The following is a 22,368-nucleotide window of genomic DNA, read 5'->3' as shown; positions in this document are numbered from 1 at the left end:
CCTTATTCCGCCGCCACCAGTTCGACCGTGTCGTCGAGCGGATGCGCCTGACGCGACAGCATCTCCTTCGGCACCACCTGCCAGAAATCGCCCGCGATGCGGTCCCAGTCGGCCAGCAGGCCCTTCGACCATTTGCTGTCGGTCGCCCTTGCGTGGCGTTCGATCAGATCCTTCAGCACGCCTTCCCAATGGGCCGAGGCCAGGCGCTGCCAGACGATGCTTTCGGGGTTGGCGCGCGCGGTGAACTCGCCGTCGGGATCGTAGACGAAGGCCATGCCGCCGGTCATGCCGGCGCCGAAATTCTGGCCGACCTTGCCGAGCAGCACCGCGACGCCGCCGGTCATATATTCGCAGCCATTGGCCCCGCAGCCCTCGACCACCACGGTCGCGCCGGAATTGCGCACCGCAAAGCGCTCGCCCGCCTGCCCCGCCGCGAGCAGCGTGCCCGATGTCGCGCCGTAGAGGCAGGTATTGCCAGCGATCGTATTGTCCTGGCTGGCGAGCGGCGAGGATACCGCCGGGCGAAGGATGATCGTGCCGCCCGACAGGCCCTTGCCGACGTAATCGTTGGCGTCGCCGAACACTTCGAGCGTGATGCCCTTGCACAGGAACGCGCCCAGCGACTGGCCCGCCGACCCACGCAGGCGAATGGTGACGTGGCCATCGGCCAGCTTGCTCATCCCGAAGCGCCGCGTGATCTCCGACGACAGCCGGGTGCCGACCGCACGATGCGTGTTGCGCACCGAATAGGTGAGCTGCATCTTCTCGCCGCGGCTGAAGACGGCGGCGGCATCCTTGATGATCTGCGCATCGAGGCTGTCGGGGACTTCGTTGCGGAAGGTCGACAGCGAGAACCGGCGTTCCGCGTCGGTCGCATCGACCTTCGCGAGGATCGGATTGAGGTCGAGGTCGTCGAGATGTTCGGCACCGCGGCTGACCTGGCGCAGGAATTCGGTGCGGCCGATCACCTCGTCGAGGCTGCGCACGCCCAGACGGGCGAGGATGTCGCGCACCTCCTCGGCGATGAAGGTCATCAGGTTGATGACCTTTTCCGGCGTGCCGACGAACTTGCCGCGCAGCGCCTCGTCCTGCGTGCAGACGCCGACCGGGCAGGTGTTGCTGTGGCACTGGCGGACCATGATACAGCCCATCGCGACGAGGCTGAGCGTGCCGATGCCATATTCCTCCGCACCGAGGATCGCGGCGATGACGATGTCGCGCCCCGTCTTGAGCCCGCCGTCGGTGCGCAGCCGCACCCGGCCGCGCAGGCCGTTGAGGGTCAGCACCTGGTTGACTTCGCTGAGGCCCATTTCCCAAGGCGTGCCGGCGTATTTGACGCTCGTCTGCGGGGATGCGCCGGTGCCGCCGACATGGCCGGCGACGAGGATGACGTCTGCGTGGGCTTTTGCGACGCCCGCGGCGACGGTGCCGATGCCCGACGAGCTGACCAGCTTGACGCAGACGCGCGCGCGCGGATTGATCTGCTTCAGGTCGTAGATCAGCTGCGCGAGGTCTTCGATCGAATAGATGTCGTGGTGCGGCGGCGGGCTGATGAGTGTCACGCCGGGCGTTGCGTGGCGCAACTTGGCGATGAATTCGGTCACCTTGAAACCGGGCAGCTGCCCGCCCTCGCCGGGCTTGGCGCCCTGCGCGACCTTGATCTCGATCTCTTCGCAGGCGTTGAGATATTCGGCGGTGACGCCGAACCGGCCCGACGCGATCTGCTTGATCGTCGAATTGGCGTTGTCGCCGTTTTCGTAGGGTGTGAAGCGCTTGGTATCCTCGCCGCCCTCGCCCGACACCGCCTTCGCGCCGATGCGGTTCATCGCGATCGCCAGCGTCTCGTGCGCCTCGGGCGACAGCGCGCCGAGCGACATGCCGGGGGTGACGAAGCGCTTGCGAATCTCGGTGATCGCCTCGACCTGATCGACCGGTACGCCCTCGTTCGGGAAATTGAACTGGAGGAGGTCGCGCAGATACACCGGCGGCAGGTCGGCGACGCCGCGGCTGAATTGCAGGTAGCTGGTATAGCTGTCGGTCGACACGGCAGTCTGCAACAGGTGCATCAGCTGCGCCGAATAGGCGTGCGTTTCGCCGGTGTGGCGCTGGCGGTAGAAGCCGCCGATCGGCAGCTTCGCGACCGCCTCGTCCCATGCCAGTTCGTGGCGGACCAGGGCGCTGTGATGCAGCGAATTATAGCCCTCGCCCGAGATCTTGGCGGGCATGCCGGGGAACAGGTCGTTGACCAGGCTGCGGCTGAGGCCGACCGCCTCGAAGTTGTAGCCGCCGCGATAGGAGGAGATCACCGCGATCCCCATCTTGCTCATGATCTTGAGCAGTCCTTCCTCGATCGCATGGCGATGCCGCTTGAGGCATTCGTCGAGGGCGAGGTCGCCGAACAGGCCGCGCTGCTGGCGATCGATGATCGCCGCTTCGGCCAGATAGGCGTTCACCGTCGTCGCGCCGACGCCGATCAGCACCGCATAATAATGCGTGTCGAGGCATTCGGCCGAGCGCACGTTGATCGAGGCGTAGGAGCGCAGGCCGCGGCGGACGAGGTGCGTGTGCACCGCCGCCGCCGCCAGCACGCCGGCGATCGCGATCCGGTCTTCGGAGACATGCTCGTCGGTCAGGAACAATTCGCTCTTGCCCTGGCGCACGGCCTGTTCGGCCTCGTTGCGGATGCGCTGGATCGCCGCGCGCAGCTTTTCGGGGCCGCCGTCCGCATCGAAGGTGCAGTCGATCTCCGTCGCGCTGCCTGCGAAATGCGCCCGCAGCCGCGCCCAATGCTGGCCGGTCAGCACCGGCGAATCGAGCACCAGCACGCGATCGCGCTGATCCTCGGTGTCGAGGATGTTGGCAAGGTTGCCGAACCGCGTCTTCAGCGACATCACATAGCGTTCGCGCAGGCTGTCGATCGGCGGGTTGGTCACCTGGCTGAAGTTCTGGCGGAAGAACTGGCTGATGAGGCGCGGCTTGTCGCTGATGACGGCGAGCGGCGTGTCGTCGCCCATCGACCCGATCGCTTCCTTGCCCGTCTCGACCATCGGCGACAGGATCAGCTCCATGTCCTCCAGCGTCTGGCCGGCGGCGACCTGCCGCCGTGCAAGACCGGCGCGGTCGTAGCGGACGAGCGCGTCCGGCACCTCGGGCAGATCGTCGAGCGTGTGGAATTCGCCGATCATGGCGGCATAATCGTGTTCGCCGCTGATCCGGTCCTTGACCTCGCGGTCGTTCATCACGCGGCCTTCGTCGAGGTCGACCGCGATCATCTGGCCCGGCCCGAGCCGGCCCTTGGCGACGACGGTCGATTCGGGGACGACGACCATGCCGGTCTCCGACCCGACGATCAGCAGCCCGTCGGACGTCTGCGTATAGCGCAGCGGACGCAACGCGTTGCGATCGACGCCCGCCACCGCCCAGCGGCCGTCGGTCATCGCCAGCGCGGCGGGGCCGTCCCACGGCTCCATGACCGACGCGAGATACTGGTACATCGCGGCATGATCCTCGGGGATGCCGGTATCCTTCTGCCACGCTTCGGGCACGAGCATCAGCTTGGCGGTCGGCGCATCGCGCCCCGACCGACAGATCGCCTCGAACACCGCGTCCAGCGCGGCGGTGTCGGACGCGCCGGCCGGGATCACCGGTTTGATGTCCTCCGAATTGTCACCGAACGCGAGGCTCGCCATGCGGATTTCGTGGCTGAGCATCCAGTTCTTGTTGCCGCGGACCGTGTTGATCTCGCCATTGTGCGCGAGGCAGCGGAACGGCTGCGCCAGCCACCATTGCGGGAAGGTGTTGGTGGAATAGCGCTGGTGAAAGATCGCGACGCGCGATTCGAAACGCTGGTCCTGCAAGTCGGGATAGAAGACCGACAGGCTTTCGGCGAGGAACAGGCCCTTGTAGACGATCGAGCGGCACGACAGCGAACAGATGTAGAAACCCTGGATCTGCGCGGCGATGATCCGCTTTTCGATCCGGCGACGGACGAGGTACAGGTTCTTTTCGAATTCGGCGGCCGACACGTCGTCGGGCCCATTTTCGTTGTTGCCGCCTTGCGGCAAGGGGGGCCCGGCGATCATGATCTGTTCGATTTCCGGCCGGGTCGTCTGCGCCTTCATGCCGATGACCGAGACGTCGACCGGCACCTGCCGCCAGCCGTAGATGGTATAGCCCGCCTCGATGATCGCACTCTCGACGATCGTGCGGCAGTTTTCCTGCGCGCCGAGATCGGTACGCGGCATGAAGATCATGCCGACCGCCAGCCGGTTCGGCAGCACCTTGTGCCCCGAGGCGACGACCGCATCGTCGAAGAAGCGGTGCGGCAGGTCGATATGGATGCCGGCGCCGTCGCCGGTCTTGCCATCGGCGTCGACCGCGCCGCGGTGCCACACCGCCTTCAGCGCATCGACCGCCGACTGCACGACGCGGCGAGACGCGCGCCCGTCCGTGGCGGCGACCAGCCCGACGCCGCAGGCATCGCCCTCGCTGTCGGGACGGTACATGCCGTGTTCGGCTAGATATGCGCGTTCGTCGGTCTTCATGGGGTCGGTCATCGGTCGATCCTATTTGGCCGTGGGGGCGCCGAGCGCCGCGAGACGGGCCTGAATCCTGGGAAAGGCGGCCATGCCGGCTTCGCGCCCGAGCACCCTGCCCTGTTCGGACAGCACCTGCTGCAACTGCGGCTGCGCCTGCAACAGCTTGGCCCCCGCAGGCGAGGTATAGAAGGCGAGAATGGCACGCAGTTCCGGCTCACTGAACAGCTTGCGATACTCTTCGGCCGCCGCGGCTCCGATATCGGGATAGCGTTGGCGAAACGCGGCCGTGAACTCTTCGGCGATGATCGTGCCGACCTGCTTGCGCCCCGCATCCGTCCCCAGCCGCGATTTCAGCGGGTCGGGCGTCCGCGCATCGGCCAGCATCGCATTTTCGACATTGGAGATCATCAGCGGCATGATCTGCTGGAACAACGGATCCATCGTACGGTCGATCTGCATGCGCGCGACGATCGCCCGCGCCGTGTCGATCGATCCCGGAACCGCCACCGAAGCCACCGGAGCGCCCGGCGCGACCTGAGCCGCCGCCGGCAACGGCGTCGGCAGCAGCATTGCGGTCAGCAGGATAATGGGGCGACTCATGCCGCGACCCTCGCCGCCTTCACCTTCGCCTTGAGCCACTTGTGCATCGTTGCGGCGACGTCGCGGCCGTCGCGGATCGCCCAGACCACCAGGCTCGCGCCGCGCACGATGTCCCCCGCCGCGAAGACGCCGTCGAGGCTGGTCATCAGCGTCTTGCCGTCGACCAGTACCGTGCCCCAGCGGCTGACGCCCAGTTCCGGTGCGCCGAACAGCGCGGGCAGATCCTCGGCATCGAAGCCGAGCGCCTTCACCACGAGGTCGGCGTGCAGCGTGAAGTCGCCGCTCGGGTCGGCCTCCGGCGCGCGGCGGCCGCTGGCGTCGGGCGCGCCGAGCCGCATCCGGCGGGCGCGGACCGTGCCGTCGGCGTCGAAGGCGGCGGGGGCGGACAGCCAGACGAATTCGGCGCCCTCCTCTTCCGCATTGGTCACTTCGCGCTGGCTGCCGGGCATGTTGGTGCGGTCGCGGCGGTACAGGCACTTCACCGACGCCGCGCCCTGGCGGATCGCGGTGCGGACGCAGTCCATCGCGGTGTCGCCGCCGCCGATCACGACGACGTGCTTGCCCTCGGCATTGAGGCTGCCCCCGTCGAACGCGGGAACCGCATCGCCGAACCCCTTGCGGTTCGAGGCGATGAGGAAGTCGAGCGCGGCCACCACGCGTTCGTCGTCGCCGCCGGCGACATCGAGCGCGCGCGCCTTGTAGACGCCGGTCGCGATCAACACCGCATCGTGGCGCTGGCGCAGGTCGTCGAGGCTGGCGTGTTCGCCGACGCCGAAGCCTTCGTGGAAGACGATGCCGCCCGCTTTCAGCCGCTCGACCCGGCGCATGACGACGGGCTTTTCCAGCTTGAAGCCGGGGATGCCATAGGTCAGCAGGCCGCCGGCGCGATCATGCCGATCGTAGACGTGGACGTCATAGCCATGACCGCGCAGGTATTCGGCGGCGGTCAGGCCCGCCGGCCCGGCGCCGATCACCGCCACCGATTGCCCGCGCGCCGGCCCGGCGACCAATGGCTCGACCCAGCCTTCTTCCCAGGCGGTGTCGGTGATGAACTTTTCGACCGATCCGATCGTCACCGCGCCGTGGCCGGTGAATTCGATGACGCAATTGCCCTCGCACAGCCGGTCCTGCGGGCAGATGCGGCCGCAGATCTCGGGCATGGTCGAGGTCGCGTTGCTCAGCTCATAGGCCTCGCGCAACCGCCCCTCGGCGGTCAGCCGCAGCCAGTCGGGGATGTGGTTGTGCAGCGGGCAATGCACCGAGCAATAGGGCACGCCGCATTGCGAACAGCGCCCCGCCTGATCCTCCGCTGTCGGCGGCGCGTAGCGGGCGGCGATCTCCGCGAAATCTTCCGCGCGGACGTCCGCCTGTCGCTTGGCCGGATACGCCTGCGGCCGGTCAACGAACTTGAGCATCGAATCGTGCGCCATGAGGCCCTCCTGCTTCGCCGCTACGAAGCCGGAGGGGTCATGTCACGCATAAAATGCATAAAATGTCAGCTGTACTGACCGTGTTTCGTCAAATATCTTAGGCTTCGATCAGTGGTGCTCGTCTAGATCCCAATAATAGATATGGAATCGGTCCTATCGTAGCTGGAGGGCAACGAGCGCCACCGCACCGACGACGATCCGGTACCAGGCGAAGGGCGCAAAGCCGTGGCGGCTGACGATGCCGACGAACCAGCGGATGACCACCAGCGCCACGACGAACGACACGACGAAGCCGATCGCGATGCTCAGCCACTCCCCCTCGCCCAGCACCGCGCCCGACTTCAGCAGGTCGTAAGCGGAGGCGGCGAGCATCGTCGGTATCGCCAGGAAGAACGAGAATTCCGCCGCGGCCTTGCGATCGACGCCCAGGCTCAGCGCGCCCATGATCGTCGCTCCGGAACGGCTGACGCCGGGGATCATCGCCAGGCACTGGATCACGCCGACGCCCAGCGCCGTCGTCCAGGGCATCGCCTCAACCGATTCGATGCGCGCCTGCTTCACCATCCGCTCGATCGCCAGGATGGCGATGCCGCCGACGATCAGCGCGGCCGCGACCACCGTCGGGCTTTCGAGCAGCGCCTTCACCGCCTTGTAGACGATCACGCCGATCGCCGCGGCAGGCAGGAAACCGAGCGCGATGTTGCGGACGAAGGCGAACGACCGCGGCTGTCCGGCGAACAGCCCTGTCGCGACGTCCCAGAAGCGGCGCCAGTAGAGCACCACGACCGCCAGGATCGCGCCCAGCTGGATGACGATGTCGAACGTCGCGGTCGCCTTGTCCTGCACGCCGAGCAGTGTGCCGGCGAGGATCAGGTGCCCGGTCGACGAAACGGGCAGGAACTCGGTGACCCCCTCGACGATGCCGAGGAGGATGACGGTGAGAAGGTCCATGAACGTTCCTAAGGCTTAAGCGGCAAGCGTATCGGCGCGGCGTCCGAACCGGCCGGTCCGGCGAAAGCGCACCAGCCATTCGGGTGCGACCGACTGCAGCGGCGTCGCATCGATCCCGAGGGTATCGAGACCGGCGGCGCCCGGCGCGACGACATTGTCGCGCTGGAGCATCAGCCACTGGTCCTTGCTGATTGGCGCTAGCGGCAGGCTGGCGAGCAGCGATCCCGCCATGTCGGGCAGTTCGACGATCGACGGCGACCGCCCGATCGTCGCGGCGATCCAGCGGATGATCGCGCCCATGCTCATCACGTCCGGGCCGCCGAGTTCGAACGTCCGCCCGGCGAAGCGCGGGTCGGTGGCCGCCGCCATCGCATCGCCGACATCGCCGACGAACACCGGCTGGAACTTCACCGGCGCGCGCAGCACCGGCACCACCGGCGATTTGCCGATCATCGCGGCGAACCGGTTGATGAACTGATCCTCGCGACCGAAGACGATCGACGGGCGGATGATCGCGGCGTTCGGGAAGGCGGCGCGCACCGCCTCTTCGCCGCGCCCCTTGCTGCTGCCGTAGGCGGACGCTGCGGCGGGATCGGCGCCGATCGCCGACATGTGCACCAGCGCTTCGGCGCCCGCCGCCGCCGCCGCTTCGGCGACGTTGCGCGCGCCGGTGACGTGGATGCGCTCGAAATCGCCGGCGAGCACGCCGACCATGTTGATGACCACGTCGGCCCCCGCCACCGCCCGACGCACCGTCTCGGGCAGCGTCACGTCGGCAGCGACGAACTGCGTCTGGCCGAGGCCACCCAGCGGCTTCAGGAACCAGGCATGGCGCGGATCGCGCTCGGCGATGCGAACCCGTGCGCCGCCGCGCAGCAGGGCCTGCACCACGTAGCGGCCGACGAAACCGCCGCCCCCGAAGATCGTAACCAGCTTGTCCTTCATGCGCCTGCAGCCTTTTTTCGTCGCTTTCCTGACGATCTGCCCCTTGCCCCGCGAAACCCGTGTTGACAAGCGCGCCGACCGCCCCCTAAAGGCCGCCGCCTACCCCGTGCCCAGATGGCGGAATTGGTAGACGCACCAGCTTCAGGTGCTGGCGATCGCAAGGTCGTGGAGGTTCGAGTCCTCTTCTGGGCACCATTTTCCCCCAAGGCTTAGAAAGCCTGGGGTTTGGCGGAAATCCGAGGATTTTCGCGAGCGTCTGGTACGAAGGTACGAAGACGACAGCCAATGTATTCACACCTCCATCGCGCTCCGAACGAGGGCCATTATTTTCCGAGTGAAGACACCGGCGGATATGCGTGCCGTTATGGCGGGCAAGCGGGAGCTAAAGCGGTCGCCAGGTCTGAGGGGCCGGGAGGTGGCCAAGGCCCTTGCTCTCGATGACCAAGGCGGCTCGGTCTCTGCCGAGCGACTTGAGCAGGTTTAGCCTGCTGCGTTCAAGTTCGTCATACGGAAGAATAGGGCGCTGCACTGTCTGCATGATCAGGCGAAAGGGCCGGGGCGCCACCGAAGCGCTTGCCCGACGGGCGCTAGGCGCCGCACATCGCTCGACCAGATCGAATGGATGGCCTGCCCGACGGGCGCACGAAGACCGATTTGTCCGTCGCCAGGCTCCGGCCATCACAACCGGCGTTGCCGCGCACCAGGTTCATAGCCCGTCAGGTGACGATATACCGGACAGCCACGCGAATACCGGCACGACATTTGAAAGCGTCTCAAGCGAATGCGCCGGAAGCGGGACCCAAGGCCGGTCGTTTATCCTGCGGCAGCGATATGGCGGAGACGGAGGGATTCGAACCCTCGGTACGGTTTCCCGTACGACGCTTTAGCAAAGCGTTGGTTTCAGCCACTCACCCACGTCTCCGGCTGCGGCAGGAGTGGGGCTATAGCGACGGTCTGCGGTGCGATCAACAGGGCTGGCGGCTGCGATCGGACGTAATTTCACGCCAGATCGCCGTTCGTTCATTGCCGGGCAACCGCGACACTGGTTAACGTCGTCGCGTCGGTGCTGCAGCGGGGCGCCGGGATTGCGATGGGGGACGTCATGCGTGTGATGGGATTCGGGATAGCGATAGCGAGCCTGCTCGCCGGGAGCGCCCCTGCACAGGTGACGACGATCGACCCCAATCGCGCGATCGACGGCGATCTTTCCACCCCCGTCCGGCCGACGCCGCGCGCCACCCCCCGGACTGCAACGCCCGCCCCGGTCCGGCAGGAGGCCCCCGCGCCCGGTTTCGATCCCGCGCCGGCGCCCTATCCCGCCGCCGCCTCGCCCGCGCAGCAGGAGGCGCGTGCCGAGGCGACCAGCCAGGCCGCCGCCACGTACCAGCGCGAGGATCTGCTTGCCGCGGGTGAAGGCGTGTTCGGCAAGGGCGCCGCAGGGCTCGCGGGCATGCTGGAGAAGGTCCTGAAGGACCAGGGGCAACCCAACGCCTATATCGCGGGGCGCGAAGCCGCTGGCGCGTTCGTCGTCGGCCTGCGCTACGGATCGGGTATCATGAGCCACAAGGTCGAGGGGCAGCAGCCGGTCTACTGGACCGGACCGTCGGTCGGCTTCGACGTCGGCGGCGATGCCAACAAGGTCTTCGTGCTGGTCTACAACCTCTACGATACCGAGGATCTGTTTCACCGGTTCCCGGCGGCGGAGGGGCGGCTGTACCTCGTCGGCGGATTCGCCGCGACCTATCTGCGCCGCGGCAATATCGTACTGATCCCGATCCGCCTCGGCGTCGGCTATCGCGCCGGCGTCAACGTCGGCTACATGAAGATCACCCACACCGCGAAGTGGATGCCGTTCTAGGCCGAGCGCTTAGGGCAGCAAGGTCCGCCAGCCAACCGGCGGACCGAGCCCGTCACACGCCGCGTCGTCGGCTGCGACGCGTGGGTCCCGAGCGCAGGCTAACCCTCGAACCGCCAGCCCAGCGTCTCGCCCGCCAGGAACGGCACGACGTCGCCGATCCGATCCGGCACCGTCACCGCCTTGCGCACCAGCGTCACGGTCCCGTCGTTCAACGGCAGGCCATAGAAACGCGCGCCATGTTCGGACGCGAATCCTTCGAACCGGTCGAGCGCGTTCTCCTCTTCGAACACCCGCAGATATGCCTCCAGCGCGAATGGCGCGTTGAAGATACCGGCGCATCCACAGCCCGATTCCTTTGCGCCGACGACGTGCGGAGCGCTGTCGGTGCCGAGGAAGAAGCGGGGACTGCCAGACACTGCCGCCCGGCGTACCGCCAGCCGGTGCGTCTCGCGCTTCAGCACCGGCAGGCAATAGGCATGCGGCCGCAATCCACCATCGAAGATCGCGTTGCGGTTGATGAGAAGATGCTGCGGCGTGATCGTCGCTGCGATCGGATGCGCCGCCTCTGCCACGAACGCGGCGGCTTCGGCCGTGGTGATATGTTCCAGCACGATCTTCAGCGCCGGATAGTCGCGGGTCAGCGGCGTCAGCACCCGCTCCACGAACACAGCCTCGCGATCGAAGATATCGATGCTGCGATCGGTCACCTCGCCATGGATTAGCAGCGGCATGCCGATCCGCTGCAGCGTCTCGAGCACGGTCGTCAGCCGCAGGATATCGGTGACGCCATGCGCCGAATTCGTCGTCGCATGCGCCGGGTACAGCTTGCACGCGGTGAACACGCCCGCCGCATGGCCCGCCGCGATCTCCTCCGCATCGCTATGGTCGGTCAGGTAACAGGTCATCAGCGGCATGAAGTCGACGTCCTCGCCCAGCGCGGCGCGGATGCGGTCGCGATACGCCTGCGCCATCGCGATGCCCGTCACCGGCGGTGTCAGGTTCGGCATGATGATCGCCCGCGCGAACTGGCGGGCGGTGTGGCCGGCCACCGCCTGCAGCATCGCGCCGTCGCGCAGGTGGACGTGCCAGTCGTCGGGGCGGCGGATGGTCAGGCGATCGGTCATGCGCCCTCCTACCGGTCGCATCGCCGCGCCGCCACCTTGGAAAACGCGCCGCAACGCCTAGGTGGCGTAGATGCATGCCACCACGCTCGCGACCCGCGCCGTCGTCCGCCTGTCCGGAGAGGACGTTCGCGGTTTTCTTCAGGGCCTCGTCACCAACGATGTCACGGGGCCATTGCCGGTCTGGGCGGGATTGCTGACCCCGCAGGGCAAGGCGCTGTTCGACTTCATCGTCTGGGCCGATGGCGACGACCTGCTGCTCGATGTGGAGGCGGCTGTGGCGAATGCGCTGATCCGCCGGCTCGGTCTCTACCGGCTTCGGCGTGCCATCGTCATCGCGCGCGACGATGCGCTGGCGGTTCACTGGTCCATCGATGGCGACGACGGCGTTCCCGATCCCCGCCTGCCACAGCTAGGCCGGCGCTGGCTGGCCGTCCCCTCCACCGCCGCGCAGGGATGGCTGGCGCATCGCCTTTCACTCGGCGTCACCGAAGGCGTCGGCGAGCTCGGCAATGGCGAAACCCTCTGGCTCGAATGCAACGCGCGCGAACTGAACGGGGTCAGCTTCACCAGCGGCTGCTATATCGGGCAGGAGAACACCGCCCGCATGCATCACCGGGCAAAGGTCAACCGCAGGCTGGTGGTCGCACCGTTGGCGGAAGCGGGCGATCGCACCCGCGCCACCTATCCCGATCTCGGTCTGGCGATCGAACATCGCCGCGTCGACAATCTCGGCGACGCCTGCATCCCGGACTGGCTGGCGGCGGCGCTATCCGAAGATCAGCGCCCGACCGCCGTATAGGTGAAGCCCGCGCCCTCCACGTCGTCCCGACGATAGATGTTGCGCAGATCGACCAGCACCGGTGCAGCCATGATCGCCTTCAGCTTGGGGAGATCGAGCGCGCGGAACGCATCCCATTCGGTGACGATCACCACCGCATCCGCCCCGCTCGCCGCCTCATAGGCGTCGTTGCAATAGGTCAGGTCGGGCATCATCCGCTGCGCGGGCTCCATCCCCTCGGGGTCATAGGCACGCACGGTGACGCCGGCATCGGTCAGCGCCTGCGCGATCGCGATGCTGGGTGCATCGCGCATATCGTCGGTATTGGGCTTGAAGGTCAGCCCGAGCAAAGCGACGGTCTTGCCCTTCGCCTCGTCGTCGCCTGCCGCCAGCGCGTGCAGCACCTTGCGGCCCATTGCCCGCTTGCGGCTATCGTTCACCTTCACCACCGCCTCGACGATGTGGATCGGGCTCTCGACATCCTCGGCGGTCTTCAGCAATGCCAGCGTGTCCTTGGGAAAGCACGATCCGCCATAGCCTGGACCTGCATGCAGGAACTTCTTGCCGATGCGGTTGTCGAGACCGATGCCGCGACTGACGTCCTGGACGTTCGCACCCACCGCCTCGCACAGGTCGGCGATCTCGTTGATGAAGGTGATCTTGGTCGCCAGGAACGCGTTCGCCGCATATTTGATGAGTTCCGACGTCCGCCGCCCGGTGAACAGGATCGGCGATTCGTTGAGGTACAGCGGGCGGTACACGCCGCGCATCACCTTGCGCGCGCCCTCGTCGTCGGTGCCGATGACGATGCGATCCGGCCGCTTGAAATCGCCGATCGCCGCACCCTCGCGCAGGAATTCGGGGTTCGAGACGACCTGGATGTCGATGTCCGGACGCTGTTCGCGCAGGATCGCCTCGACCTTGTCGCCGGTACCGACCGGGACCGTCGACTTGGTGACGACGACGGTCGGTCCGGTCACCGCGGCGGCGATTTCCGCAGTGGCGGCGAACACATAGCTGAGGTCGGCATGGCCGTCCCCACGGCGCGACGGAGTACCCACCGCGATGAAGATCGCATCGACGCCTGCCACCGACGCGGCGAGATCGGTGGTGAAGGTCAGCCGCCCCGCCGCGACATTGGTCGCCACCAGAGCATCCAGCCCCGGTTCGTAGATCGGCATCCGCCCGGCCTTCAACGCGGCGATCTTGCCGTCGTCCTTGTCGACACAGATCACGTCGTGGCCGAAATCGGCGAAACAGGCGCCGGACACCAGGCCGACATAGCCCGAACCGATCATCGTGATGCGCATCGATACCTCTTGGCGATGGGACGAGCCCCGGACGAGCGCTCTCTACCCCAACAGCCGAAGATTGCCAGCCATCCCCGCGGGCATCCGGGTGCGCGTGGGGGTGCTCCTGCCCGGCGCACCAGCCGCTCCTGCGAAGGTCGGCGAACCGCGCGCGTACCTCCCTCAGCCGGCGGGGCCGCTGCCGTTTGTTGGCGGTCGACCGGTGGAATCGGCACTCCCGCTCAGCCGGAGATGCAAGGAATGCATTTGCGATGACCTGCCAAAGGACTCGGATGGGACGGGTCTGAAGCGAGCGGAACGCTGCCTTCTCGCTACTCCTGGCGGCACCGCCTCCGTCACATCATGGCGTCCCGCTACACAGGTCAGCCTTAAAGACACGTCATCCCGACGGACGTCGGGAACCATGGTTTCGGCTGGCCCTGCTGCTGGAAGGCACCATCGCCCGGTGCCGCCATTCGTCGAGATGCCCAAACACCGGTTTGGCGGGTATCTCCGACCGAAGTGCACCTTCTCAGCCGGCGACGCCGCTGTCGTTTGTTGGTGACCAACCATGCGGGATCAGCACGCGGGTTCAGCCGACGCCGCAAAGAATTGATTTGAGACGACGCGCCAAAGCTCAGAGAAATGAGCTGTACCTAGTGAACGCCGCCTTCGTGCGCCGCCTTATGACATCACCTCCGTCACATCACGGTGTCCTGCAACACCCGTTAGCCTGCAAGACACGTCATCCCAAGGGACGCCGGAATCTGACACCGTTGCCCTCAGTCCATCGTTGCCGGCATGCGTTGGGATGCCAAACCACGGGTTTTGCGGGTATTTCCGACAGCGTGCACCTTCCTGATCTAGCGATGCTGCTGCCGTTTGTTGTCGGTCGATCATGCAGAATTCGTACGTGGAGTCGGCCACGACGCACCGGATAGATCGGACGTGCAAAGGCGCGATGGACGGGCTTGGAACGAGCGGCACGCCGCCATCCCGCGACACCTCCGCGGCACTGCCTCCGCACACTACGGCGCCCCGCAACACGAGTCGGCCCGCAGAATACGTCGTCCTGATCGACGTCGGGATCTATGGATTCGTCAGCCTGCTGCGGGAGGCATCGTCGTCCACAGGTCCATCGGTGCCGACATTCCTCGGAATGCCGCAAAAGCGGTGGGATCGGCGCGACAACCGGCGTCAGTTGCGGCGACGCGCGTCACACGGAAGCACGACCGGAGCCGCTCAACCGGGGCGTTCCGCTTTTCCGCGAGGACGCATGCGTCCCTGCCAGCTATTCATCGCCTCGCTCACCGCCCAGCTTCCGATCCACGCCGGACAACAAAAAGGGAGGCCGGCTTGCGCCGACCTCCCGATTTGCATTCCAACGGTGGATGCTGGTCTTACTGACCTGCGCCCGGACCGTAGGTGACTTCCACGCGGCGGTTCTGAACCTCGCGGACGCCATCGGCGGTGTCGACGCGCGGACGGCTTTCACCGAACGCTTCGGTCGAGATCACACCGTCGGGGATGGCGTGCGACGTGAGATACGCCTTCACCGAGTCCGCGCGACGCTGCGACAGGCCGACGTTGTACGATGCCGAACCCGACTTGTCGGCGTGGCCGGCAAGCATGACCTGCGCGTTACCGCAGCTCTGGTACTGGCTGACGGCGTTGTCGAGGATCGACGCGGCCTCAGGCGTGATGTCCGACTTGTCCCATTCGAAGAACACGATGAACGGACCAGGCGAGCAGACCGGAGCCTCTGCAACCGGCGCCGGAGCGGGCGGCGGGGGCGGCGGCAGATCGGCCGGCGGCGGCGGCGGCGGAGGCGTCGGCGAACCGAAGTTGTACGTCACGCCGCCCAGGATGCTGTGCGAACGGAACCGGCCCTCGAAGGTACGGTTGGTGACGTCCACCAGCTTGACGTTGTCGGCGTTGAAGAAACGATACTTCAGCGTCGCGTCGATGTGGTCGGTCAGCGGAGCGCGCACGCCCGCCAGGCCCTGCCATGCGAACACGGTGTCCGAATCGTCCACGAAGTTACCGCGCGTGGTCAGGCCATAGTTGGCCTTAACGCGAGCGACACCGACACCGCCGCCGACGAAGCCCTGGATGCCGTCATCGTCACCGAAATCGAGCAGGCCGTTCAGCATGAAGCTGAGCGCCGAGGTCTTGCCACCGGCATAGTCATAGGTGCCGGCCGGGGTAGCGACGATCGCACCGGCGGTGTTGTACCGCGGCGTGGTCAGCGTCGAGCTGTAGCCATCGACGGTCGCGCTCTTGTAACCGACTTCGGTTTCGACGCGGAAACCGCCGAAATCGTAGCCGATGACGCCATCGACGTCATAGCCATAGTCGTGATCGACCGAGGCTGCATTGTTGGTTGCACCGATGTCGTAATCGATGTCTTCGACGATCATCGCACCGCCTTCGATGCCGACGTACCACGACTTGTCGCGGGCGAGGGCAGGAGTGGCGAGTGCGGTGGAGGCCAGTGCCAGAACGACGGCAAGCTTCCGCATAGAAGTCCCCTTTCTTGAGTGTCACTACGGACAGCGCAAACTCACTATCTCGGGGTTGGTTTCCACGCAAGCGTGCAATAGCCCGGACCTGTGGCAAGTATGCCACACTTCGGCCTAGCTCGCGATCAGCCCGTGCTGCCGCAACGCGCCCAGGATCGCGATGATCGCCTGCCGCGCCGGTTCGTCCACGCCCGTGCCGCCGGCGGGATCGGCGATCGCGGCCGTCCGCGCACCCACCACGCGAAGCCCGCCGATCATCAGCCGATCCGCCGACACGTCACCTTCGTGCCACAGTCCATTGTGGTAAGCTATTGGTTTTGCCGTGGAAATACACCAGGCCGAAAAGCCCTCGCGCGGACCGACGAACCGCCAGCCGCCATCGGTCCAGCCAGCCAGCGCCGCCGCATGCCCCGCCCACGCCCCGGCCGGCGCCGGTCCCACGACCCAGCATTGGCCGGCGATCGGCTCGGCCGGCGGATTGTTGACGCCGATCGCCACCACGGCGGGCTGCACGAGCATATCCAGCCGCGCCAGCGCTTCGTTGTGCATCAGTTCCTTGCCCGCCTGCCCGGCCGCGAGCAGCGGCATCGCGAGTCGCGCGGTCGCCAGATCGGTCATGGTCATGCTCCTGCATCGAGAAAAAGTCTTACCGGCGGGGAACTTGCCAGCGTGCCGTGCTGTACGATCGCGATCACGGCAGCCCCGCGGGGTCGCGCCGCCGCGGACAGGACCAGCCGCGGCCCGTCGACGTCGACGATGCGCTCCTCCCCGCCGGCGGTGACCGTGACGCGATAACGTTCCGCCTCCTCGGCCAGCGGCACGTCCGCGCCGTCGATCCACGACCATCCCGCCCGGCTCCGCCGCGTCCATGCGATCACCAGCCCGCCGTCCGGCAGGTCGTTGGCCGAGACATGCACCGGGGCGGGCGGCGCCACCGATGCGCCGCTCACCACGATCGTCGCCTCGACCGGCTCGGCATCCCCCGTCCCGCTCGCCAGCACGCGCAGCCGCCGACCGATCGCCGACACCGGCAAGGCGATCGAAGCCACGCCGTCGGGCTCAATCAGCGCAAAGCGATTCCCCGCCCGCTGCGTCCCGATCGCCGTCTCCGTCCCGCGCAATCCGCGCAGCAGGTCGGACAGCGCCCAGCGCCCGCCACCCAATGGTTCCGCCCGCGCGAACTGGACCAGTTCGTCGCCCAGCAGCGCCAGGTTCGCCCCCTGTGCCAGCATCGCCGCATCGGCATCGCCCAGCACCATGTCCGGCCGGGCCAGCGCCACCACCGCCCGGCTGCGACGATCCGCCAGCCAGGCTGCGGTGGCGACCGGCGCCACCTCGATCCGGCCGATCACCGCCGGCGCCGCGGTGCCGCCCGCCGCGGTCCAGCTCGCCCCCTCGTCCAGGCTGTAGAGCAACGCCGCCTGTCGCCACCCCGCCCCGCTGCCCGCCGCCCACACGCACACCCGCGGCGTGGCGAGCGGCGCATCGCCGAGCGCCGGCAGTTCCGCCGCCATCAGCAGCGTCCGCCCGGCCACCAGGTCCGGCGCAGCCAGGACCGCCCCGCTGCTCGCCCGCGCCGCCACCGGCATCGCGGCGAGCGGCACGAGGTCCAGCGTCGTCGCCAGCCCCACCACGCTGCTGCTCGCCACCCGCCAGCGTCCCGCCTCGCCCGCGACCGCGACGATCGCGCCCGGCGCGACGCCGATCCCCTCGATGCCGAGCGTCACGCGCCGCCGCGTCCGCTCCGCCTCGCCGCGCGCGACCAGCGCCGCCGCCACCCCCTTCGCCGCGCCCGCATCCAGCACCGCGGGCAGCTCGACCCGGTCGATCCGCGTGCCCGCCCCCGGTCGTCGCACCCGCTGCACCCCGATCTGGTAATCGCGCGCCGGATCGTGATGCGCGACCGCCACCTCGCGCGGCGCCGTCTCCAGCGCCGCCACCGTCCGCCGCCGCCGTGGCGCGCCGAAGCCGGCATCCGTCACCACCACCGCCGCACCCGCATCGCTTCGCCGCATCAGCCGCCCGCCATCGGGCTGCCACCAGCTGCCCTCCAGCACCGCCAGCGTATCCAGCACGCCGCGCATGCTCGCCCCTGCGGCGGCAAAGCCGCCCAGCGTCATGCCCCCGTTCCCGACCGCGCGCCCACCCGCGCCCGACATCACCTCCGGCGCCAGCGCCGCCGCCACATCGCCGCTCGTCACCACGCCGGCATCCGCCACCACCTCGAAGGTGAGCGACGGAATACGGTGGCCGTAATCGGCCAGTTGCATCCCCTCGAACACCGCATAGGCCAGCCCGCGATACGCCGGCGTCACCCCCATCGCCGACGCGATCAACGGATCGGCCACCTGATCCTCGCTCCCGGTGTGCAGCCGGAATCCGGTCCGCCCCTTCCAGTCGCCCGCCGCCCCGCGCAACAGCTTGCCCTCCGCCCAGATCCGCCGCACCCCGACGATCGGCCGCGCCGACAGCGCCACGGCGAAGCTCGCCGCATAGCTGTAGGTGTTCGTCCCCGGCTGCCCCTTGCCGCTGCGGCTGGTGCTGCGCGTTTCGATGAGGTCGGTCGACCAGATCACCGTCCCCGCCACCCGCATCGTCCCGAACAGCCTGGGGATCTGCGTGCCGTAGCTCGACGTCTGCACGGCGAGTTCGGTCAGCCGCGGCCCCTCGCGTGCCGCGCCGCGAAACAGGCGCCCGTCGATCGCCTGCCCGGCCAGCGCGCCGAGCGCGCCGCCGATCGGCCCGCCGATCGCCCGCCCCACCGTCGTCAGCACCAGCGTCGCCATCAGCCCCTCCCCTCGTAACGCCACGCGCCGACCGGCGCCCAATCCGGTACGCCCGGCCGCATCACCACCCGCCGCAGTCCCGCATCGGCGTGGACGATGCCGCCGCCCACCCGCACCGCGCCATGCAATTGCCCCGGTCCCACCCGGAACAGCAGCACGTCGCCCACCGCATCATCGCCGCGCGCCAGCGCCGCATCGAACCGCGCCGCCACCGCCGCCGCCTCGCCCCCGCGCAAGGCATAGCCGCTCGGCACCACGCCGGCCCAACCCGCCGCCCGCAGCGCCGCCGCGATCACGCCGATGCAATCGAGGCCATGCGCGGGGTCGCGCCCGTGCAGCCGGAACGGCGCGCCGACCAGCGCCAGCGCGCCCGCCGCGACCGCCTCACCCACCGGGATAGCGGGTCAGCAGGTCGATGCCCGGCAGGTGCGGTTCGCCGCGGAAGTTCGCGGCATTGCCGAACCGCCCCGCACAGGTCGCCAGGCTCTTGTCGCATCCCTCGATCACCTCGACCAACGTCCCCGGTGCCACCGCGAAGGGCGGTGGCCCGCGCAGTGTCACCTGCCTCCCCGCCGAAGCGTCCACCGCCTGCTCCAGCCCGCCGTTCGACCCGCCGAACCAGCGCAACCGCCCACCCGCATAGCCACCCGCCGCCGGCTCGGCGGTGTCGAGCGTCACCACCCGCTCTACCACGCTCAGCACCCGCGCGAATCGTCGTCGCCCGCCCATCGCCACCCGGCACCGCCGGTCGCCCAGTTCCGCGCGGCATTCCGCGGAGGTCTCCTCCACCACCGGCCGCGCCAGCGCCGCGCTGGCCCCCGCCAGCTCGGCGGTGAAGCCGTCCTCGCCCAGTTCGACCGCACCGATCCGCCCCTCACCCAGTGCGGCGATCGTCGCCCCGGTTTCCCAATCCACCGCGAACAGCCGCACCCGCGCCCCATCCCAGCGCCCTGCCAGCAGATCCGCTTCTGCGATTCCCGCGCTGCTCAATGCACCGCCGACATCCATCGTATCCGCCTCCAGCCCCGCCGACCGCTCGATCGCCGACGGCGTCATTCCCGGCGCGGCGCGGTGCACCAGCCCGTCGACAAGGATATCGCGGTCATGCGTCGTCAGCCCGATCGCGACGCCGTCGCCGCGCTCGACCCGCCAGCACACGGCGATGCAGCCAAGCGTGCTCATGCCCGCACCTCGATCAGCGGCACGGACACCGCCTCTCCCGCCAGGAACGTCGCCCTCGCCACCCGCAACCGGTCCTCGGCAAAGCGCACCGTCACGTCGAACGTGAAGCTCGCGGTCACCGCCGCCCCGGTGCGTGGCGCGGTGTCCAGCACCACGACCCCGCCATCCTCCACCGCAAAGCCCTGCGTCGCGACGCCGTCGATCGCCACGCGCACGCTGCCCGTCACCGGCCGCACGATACGCCGCGTGGCTGCACCATAGTGTTTCACCAGGTCGAACCGCCGCCGCATGCCGTCGCCGCTGCCGATCGCCTCGTCGGTACCGGTCGCATCGAACGGGTCGCGCAACCGGAACGCGCGCGCCGGCCCCATCCGCGCGCGAAAGAACGCCAGCAGCATCGCGATATCGGCCTCCGACCGCAGCCCCGGCCCGACGTCGTAGCTGGTGCGCGCCTCCACCCACCCGGCATGGCGCTGTTCGGCGCCACCGGCGGCGGTCAGCACCGTCGTCGAAAATGCCGGCGCCACCTCCGCCTCGCGTCCCAGCGCGATCGGGAACAACACGTCGTCATAATCCTGCACGTCCTCATCCCCCTCGAAATGCACGAAGCCGTCCCGCATCACCTGCGGCAGCGCCCACAGGAACACAGCGGCAACGCCGCGCGCCCGCGCCGCCAGTCCGGCCGCCTCGATGAACCGCCATTGCGCTGCCTGGTCGGGTCGCAGCACGAAACCGGACAGGTAATGCTGGCGATGGCGCGGATAGCCGAGCCGCTGCGTCGCCGCCGCGACCCCGCGCGCGGTGGCGGCGGCATCGCCGTCAGTCACCCAGTCGTAATCCTCCAGCTGCAACACGTCGAAGGCGGGCGACGCCCAGCCGATCGGCATGTTGGCGCGCTTCAACTCCGGCGCCGCCCGGTCGAGCACCGTCGGCAGATAGGTGAGCAGCAGCGTCTCGCACGCCGGAAACCGCGCCTTCATCGCCGCGGTCAGCGCCGCGGTCGATGCCGCCAGCGCCGCACCGGCACGATCCATCGTCGCCGTCTGCGCCGCGGTCATCGCCGCCCGCACGCTGGCAATCGGCACCGGCGCGAACGCCGCCATCGCCGCCACATCGTACAGGCACGGCCGCCCGTCCGGCATCGTCCACCACCACGGCTCGCCGATCTGGAACTTCGCCGCCAGCCCCGCCGCGACGCCGATCCCGACGAACGCCGTCGCGACCTGGCGCAGATAGCCCATCGCACCATCATGGCACGGCGACAGCAACGTCGACGGCGGCACCCATCCGGTCTGCGCCGGCGCGCCGTCCGCCGCCCGCTGCTTCCAGTTGTTCCAGCAATGCGCGTCGAACAATTCGTAGCTCAGCGACCAGATGACGTCATAGCCCAGCCGCGCCGCCCGCTCCGCGAAGTCGCGGTGCCACGCCGCGCACGCCGCATTCAGCACGCCGCCGTTCAGCCCGACGTAGAAGCCGCCGTACAGCGCATCGAGCCGGAAATAGTGGCTCATGCCGACGTAGTGCGTGATCGCGCCGCGATACCCCAGGTGCAGCGCGTTGCGCAGCAGCCGCGCCGGCGTCAGATTGTAGCTGTCGTCATAGCCGCTCGCGATGGCGAAGCCGTGTTCCGGCACCACCGCATCGCCGATGTCGAGCACCGATCCCGGCCCGTCGCAGGCGATGCCGGTCCATTCGACCCATCCCTCCCGTGCGCCCCCCTGCACCGGCGCCGGCGGCTCGGCACCGCCGTCATAGTCGGGCGCGACCAGCGATACGAACATCCGGTCGACATCGCCCGCCCACACCGGGTCCGCCTCGCCCGGCAACAGGAATCCGCCCGCCAGGTCGGCGAAATCGATCGCGATCGATGCGTCTTCCGGCGTTCCGACCGCATAATTCCACAACCGCACGTACCAGGCACGCGCCACCCCCGTGGCGTCGCGTCCCTCGATCGTCAGCGTCGGGCCGTTCACCGCATCCAGCGGCTTGATCCCCGCCGATCGCCAGCGGAACCGCAGCCGGCATGCCCGGAAATCCCGCGCCGTCTCGTATTTCAACAACGGATGATCGAACCGGTCCTCCGCCTCCCAGATCAGCCCCGCCAGATCGCCGCGCGTGTAGAATACCGCATCCACCCGCAGCGCATCCGCCGCCGGATTGGTCACCGCCGCCATCATCGGCCGCGGGAAATTGACCGTCCAGAACCGCGGGTCGAAGCGGCTCACCACCCCCCGACCTGCCCCTCCCGCCGCGAACACAGCCAATGCGCCACGCTATCTCTCCTCGATATTGGTCGCACGCCCGACCGGGCACGGCAGCAGCACGGCGTGTCGATGCGAAGGCGCGGAGGCGAAGGTTTTCCGCG

At 68.2% G+C, this 22,368-nt stretch carries 14 protein-coding genes, 2 tRNA genes and 1 pseudogene; 3 read left to right on the top strand and 14 right to left on the bottom strand.

The window, feature by feature from the left end; translation table 11 throughout:
* Nucleotides 1-2: 2 nt before the first annotated feature.
* The 5 genes from gltB to GTH33_RS06125 all read right to left on the bottom strand — a co-directional run bounded on the left by gltB (nt 3) and on the right by GTH33_RS06125 (nt 8,464).
* A complete protein-coding gene (gene gltB, locus GTH33_RS06145; RefSeq protein WP_163957659.1) occupies nt 3-4,556 on the bottom strand; it encodes a glutamate synthase large subunit in 4,554 nt (1,517 codons plus the stop codon).
* A gap of 9 nt (nt 4,557-4,565) precedes the next feature.
* Nucleotides 4,566-5,138 (bottom strand): DUF2059 domain-containing protein, encoded by a 573-nt coding sequence (locus GTH33_RS06140; protein ID WP_163957658.1) that lies wholly within the window; start codon nt 5,136-5,138, stop codon nt 4,566-4,568.
* Nucleotides 5,135-6,568: an NAD(P)-dependent oxidoreductase gene (locus GTH33_RS06135; protein ID WP_163957657.1), complete on the bottom strand. Its 1,434-nt coding sequence runs from the start codon at nt 6,566-6,568 to the stop codon at nt 5,135-5,137. The genes GTH33_RS06140 and GTH33_RS06135 overlap by 4 nt, the downstream gene beginning before the upstream one ends.
* A 153-nt stretch (nt 6,569-6,721) precedes the next feature.
* Nucleotides 6,722-7,519, bottom strand: coding sequence for an undecaprenyl-diphosphate phosphatase (locus GTH33_RS06130; RefSeq protein ID WP_163957656.1), 798 nt, complete (start codon nt 7,517-7,519; stop codon nt 6,722-6,724).
* Nucleotides 7,520-7,534: 15 nt separating this feature from the next.
* Nucleotides 7,535-8,464 carry a complex I NDUFA9 subunit family protein gene (locus GTH33_RS06125; RefSeq protein ID WP_163957655.1) on the bottom strand — a complete coding sequence of 310 codons (930 nt, stop codon included), beginning with the start codon at nt 8,462-8,464 and terminating at the stop codon, nt 7,535-7,537.
* Between the two features lie 108 nt (nt 8,465-8,572).
* Here GTH33_RS06125 and GTH33_RS06120 point away from each other — a divergent pair.
* A tRNA-Leu gene (locus GTH33_RS06120) sits at nt 8,573-8,659 on the top strand.
* Between the two features lie 637 nt (nt 8,660-9,296).
* Here the strand turns inward: GTH33_RS06120 and GTH33_RS06115 are convergent.
* Nucleotides 9,297-9,386: transfer RNA gene (locus tag GTH33_RS06115), tRNA-Ser, on the bottom strand.
* 180 nt (nt 9,387-9,566) lie between these two features.
* On the opposite strand from GTH33_RS06115, the gene GTH33_RS06110 reads away from it, so the two are divergent.
* Nucleotides 9,567-10,322, top strand: coding sequence for a DUF1134 domain-containing protein (locus tag GTH33_RS06110; protein WP_243848361.1), 756 nt, complete (start codon nt 9,567-9,569; stop codon nt 10,320-10,322).
* A 98-nt stretch (nt 10,323-10,420) separates the two neighbouring features.
* Here the strand turns inward: GTH33_RS06110 and pyrC are convergent, their stop codons facing one another.
* Nucleotides 10,421-11,446, bottom strand: a complete 1,026-nt coding sequence (gene pyrC, locus GTH33_RS06105) for a dihydroorotase (RefSeq protein ID WP_163957653.1) — start codon at nt 11,444-11,446, stop codon at nt 10,421-10,423.
* Between the two features lie 70 nt (nt 11,447-11,516).
* Here pyrC and ygfZ point away from each other — a divergent pair, with 70 nt between their 5' ends.
* The gene (ygfZ, locus tag GTH33_RS06100; protein WP_163957652.1) at nt 11,517-12,245 is read left to right on the top strand and encodes a CAF17-like 4Fe-4S cluster assembly/insertion protein YgfZ; all 729 of its coding nucleotides are present in this window, start codon (nt 11,517-11,519) and stop codon (nt 12,243-12,245) included.
* Here the strand turns inward: ygfZ and GTH33_RS06095 are convergent.
* The 7 genes and pseudogenes from GTH33_RS06095 to GTH33_RS06065 all read right to left on the bottom strand — a co-directional run bounded on the left by GTH33_RS06095 (nt 12,224) and on the right by GTH33_RS06065 (nt 22,275).
* The gene (locus GTH33_RS06095; protein ID WP_163957651.1) at nt 12,224-13,534 is read right to left on the bottom strand and encodes a UDP-glucose dehydrogenase family protein; all 1,311 of its coding nucleotides are present in this window, start codon (nt 13,532-13,534) and stop codon (nt 12,224-12,226) included. The genes ygfZ and GTH33_RS06095 overlap by 22 nt on opposite strands.
* Before the next feature lie 1,379 nt (nt 13,535-14,913).
* Entirely contained in the window at nt 14,914-16,035 is a 1,122-nt protein-coding gene (locus GTH33_RS06090) for an OmpA family protein (protein WP_163957650.1), read from the bottom strand.
* A 114-nt stretch (nt 16,036-16,149) separates the two neighbouring features.
* Nucleotides 16,150-16,653, bottom strand: coding sequence for a DUF2793 domain-containing protein (locus GTH33_RS06085; RefSeq protein ID WP_163957649.1), 504 nt, complete (start codon nt 16,651-16,653; stop codon nt 16,150-16,152).
* Between the two features lie 2 nt (nt 16,654-16,655).
* Nucleotides 16,656-18,821, bottom strand: a complete 2,166-nt coding sequence (locus tag GTH33_RS06080) for a GTA baseplate fiber-binding domain-containing protein (protein WP_163957648.1) — start codon at nt 18,819-18,821, stop codon at nt 16,656-16,658.
* Nucleotides 18,821-19,213 (bottom strand): peptidoglycan endopeptidase, encoded by a 393-nt coding sequence (locus GTH33_RS06075; protein ID WP_249055011.1) that lies wholly within the window; start codon nt 19,211-19,213, stop codon nt 18,821-18,823. Before GTH33_RS06075 ends, GTH33_RS06080 begins: the two co-directional genes overlap by 1 nt.
* Nucleotides 19,206-20,003, bottom strand: a complete 798-nt coding sequence (locus GTH33_RS06070; protein ID WP_163957646.1) for a DUF2163 domain-containing protein — start codon at nt 20,001-20,003, stop codon at nt 19,206-19,208. The genes GTH33_RS06075 and GTH33_RS06070 overlap by 8 nt, the downstream gene beginning before the upstream one ends.
* Nucleotides 20,000-22,275, bottom strand: a pseudogene (locus tag GTH33_RS06065) (DUF2460 domain-containing protein). Before GTH33_RS06065 ends, GTH33_RS06070 begins: the two are co-directional and overlap by 4 nt.
* Nucleotides 22,276-22,368: the final 93 nt, after the last annotated feature.

This window comes from Sphingomonas insulae (assembly GCF_010450875.1).
Classification (GTDB): domain Bacteria; phylum Pseudomonadota; class Alphaproteobacteria; order Sphingomonadales; family Sphingomonadaceae; genus Sphingomonas; species Sphingomonas insulae.
Note: the sequence above shows the minus strand (reverse complement) of the source record. Positions and strands in the feature narration are given on the sequence as shown.

What these genes read in the sequence shown, in the direction of transcription:
- gltB (WP_163957659.1), bottom strand. Translation starts at nt 4,556, where the DNA reads ATGACCGACCCCATGAAGACCGACGAACGCGCATATCTAGCCGAACAC.
- GTH33_RS06140 (WP_163957658.1), bottom strand. Translation starts at nt 5,138, where the DNA reads ATGAGTCGCCCCATTATCCTGCTGACCGCAATGCTGCTGCCGACGCCG.
- GTH33_RS06135 (WP_163957657.1), bottom strand. Translation starts at nt 6,568, where the DNA reads ATGGCGCACGATTCGATGCTCAAGTTCGTTGACCGGCCGCAGGCGTAT.
- GTH33_RS06130 (WP_163957656.1), bottom strand. Translation starts at nt 7,519, where the DNA reads ATGGACCTTCTCACCGTCATCCTCCTCGGCATCGTCGAGGGGGTCACC.
- GTH33_RS06125 (WP_163957655.1), bottom strand. Translation starts at nt 8,464, where the DNA reads ATGAAGGACAAGCTGGTTACGATCTTCGGGGGCGGCGGTTTCGTCGGC.
- GTH33_RS06110 (WP_243848361.1), top strand. Translation starts at nt 9,567, where the DNA reads ATGCGTGTGATGGGATTCGGGATAGCGATAGCGAGCCTGCTCGCCGGG.
- pyrC (WP_163957653.1), bottom strand. Translation starts at nt 11,446, where the DNA reads ATGACCGATCGCCTGACCATCCGCCGCCCCGACGACTGGCACGTCCAC.
- ygfZ (WP_163957652.1), top strand. Translation starts at nt 11,517, where the DNA reads ATGCATGCCACCACGCTCGCGACCCGCGCCGTCGTCCGCCTGTCCGGA.
- GTH33_RS06095 (WP_163957651.1), bottom strand. Translation starts at nt 13,534, where the DNA reads ATGCGCATCACGATGATCGGTTCGGGCTATGTCGGCCTGGTGTCCGGC.
- GTH33_RS06090 (WP_163957650.1), bottom strand. Translation starts at nt 16,035, where the DNA reads ATGCGGAAGCTTGCCGTCGTTCTGGCACTGGCCTCCACCGCACTCGCC.
- GTH33_RS06085 (WP_163957649.1), bottom strand. Translation starts at nt 16,653, where the DNA reads ATGACCGATCTGGCGACCGCGCGACTCGCGATGCCGCTGCTCGCGGCC.
- GTH33_RS06080 (WP_163957648.1), bottom strand. Translation starts at nt 18,821, where the DNA reads ATGGCGACGCTGGTGCTGACGACGGTGGGGCGGGCGATCGGCGGGCCG.
- GTH33_RS06070 (WP_163957646.1), bottom strand. Translation starts at nt 20,003, where the DNA reads ATGAGCACGCTTGGCTGCATCGCCGTGTGCTGGCGGGTCGAGCGCGGC.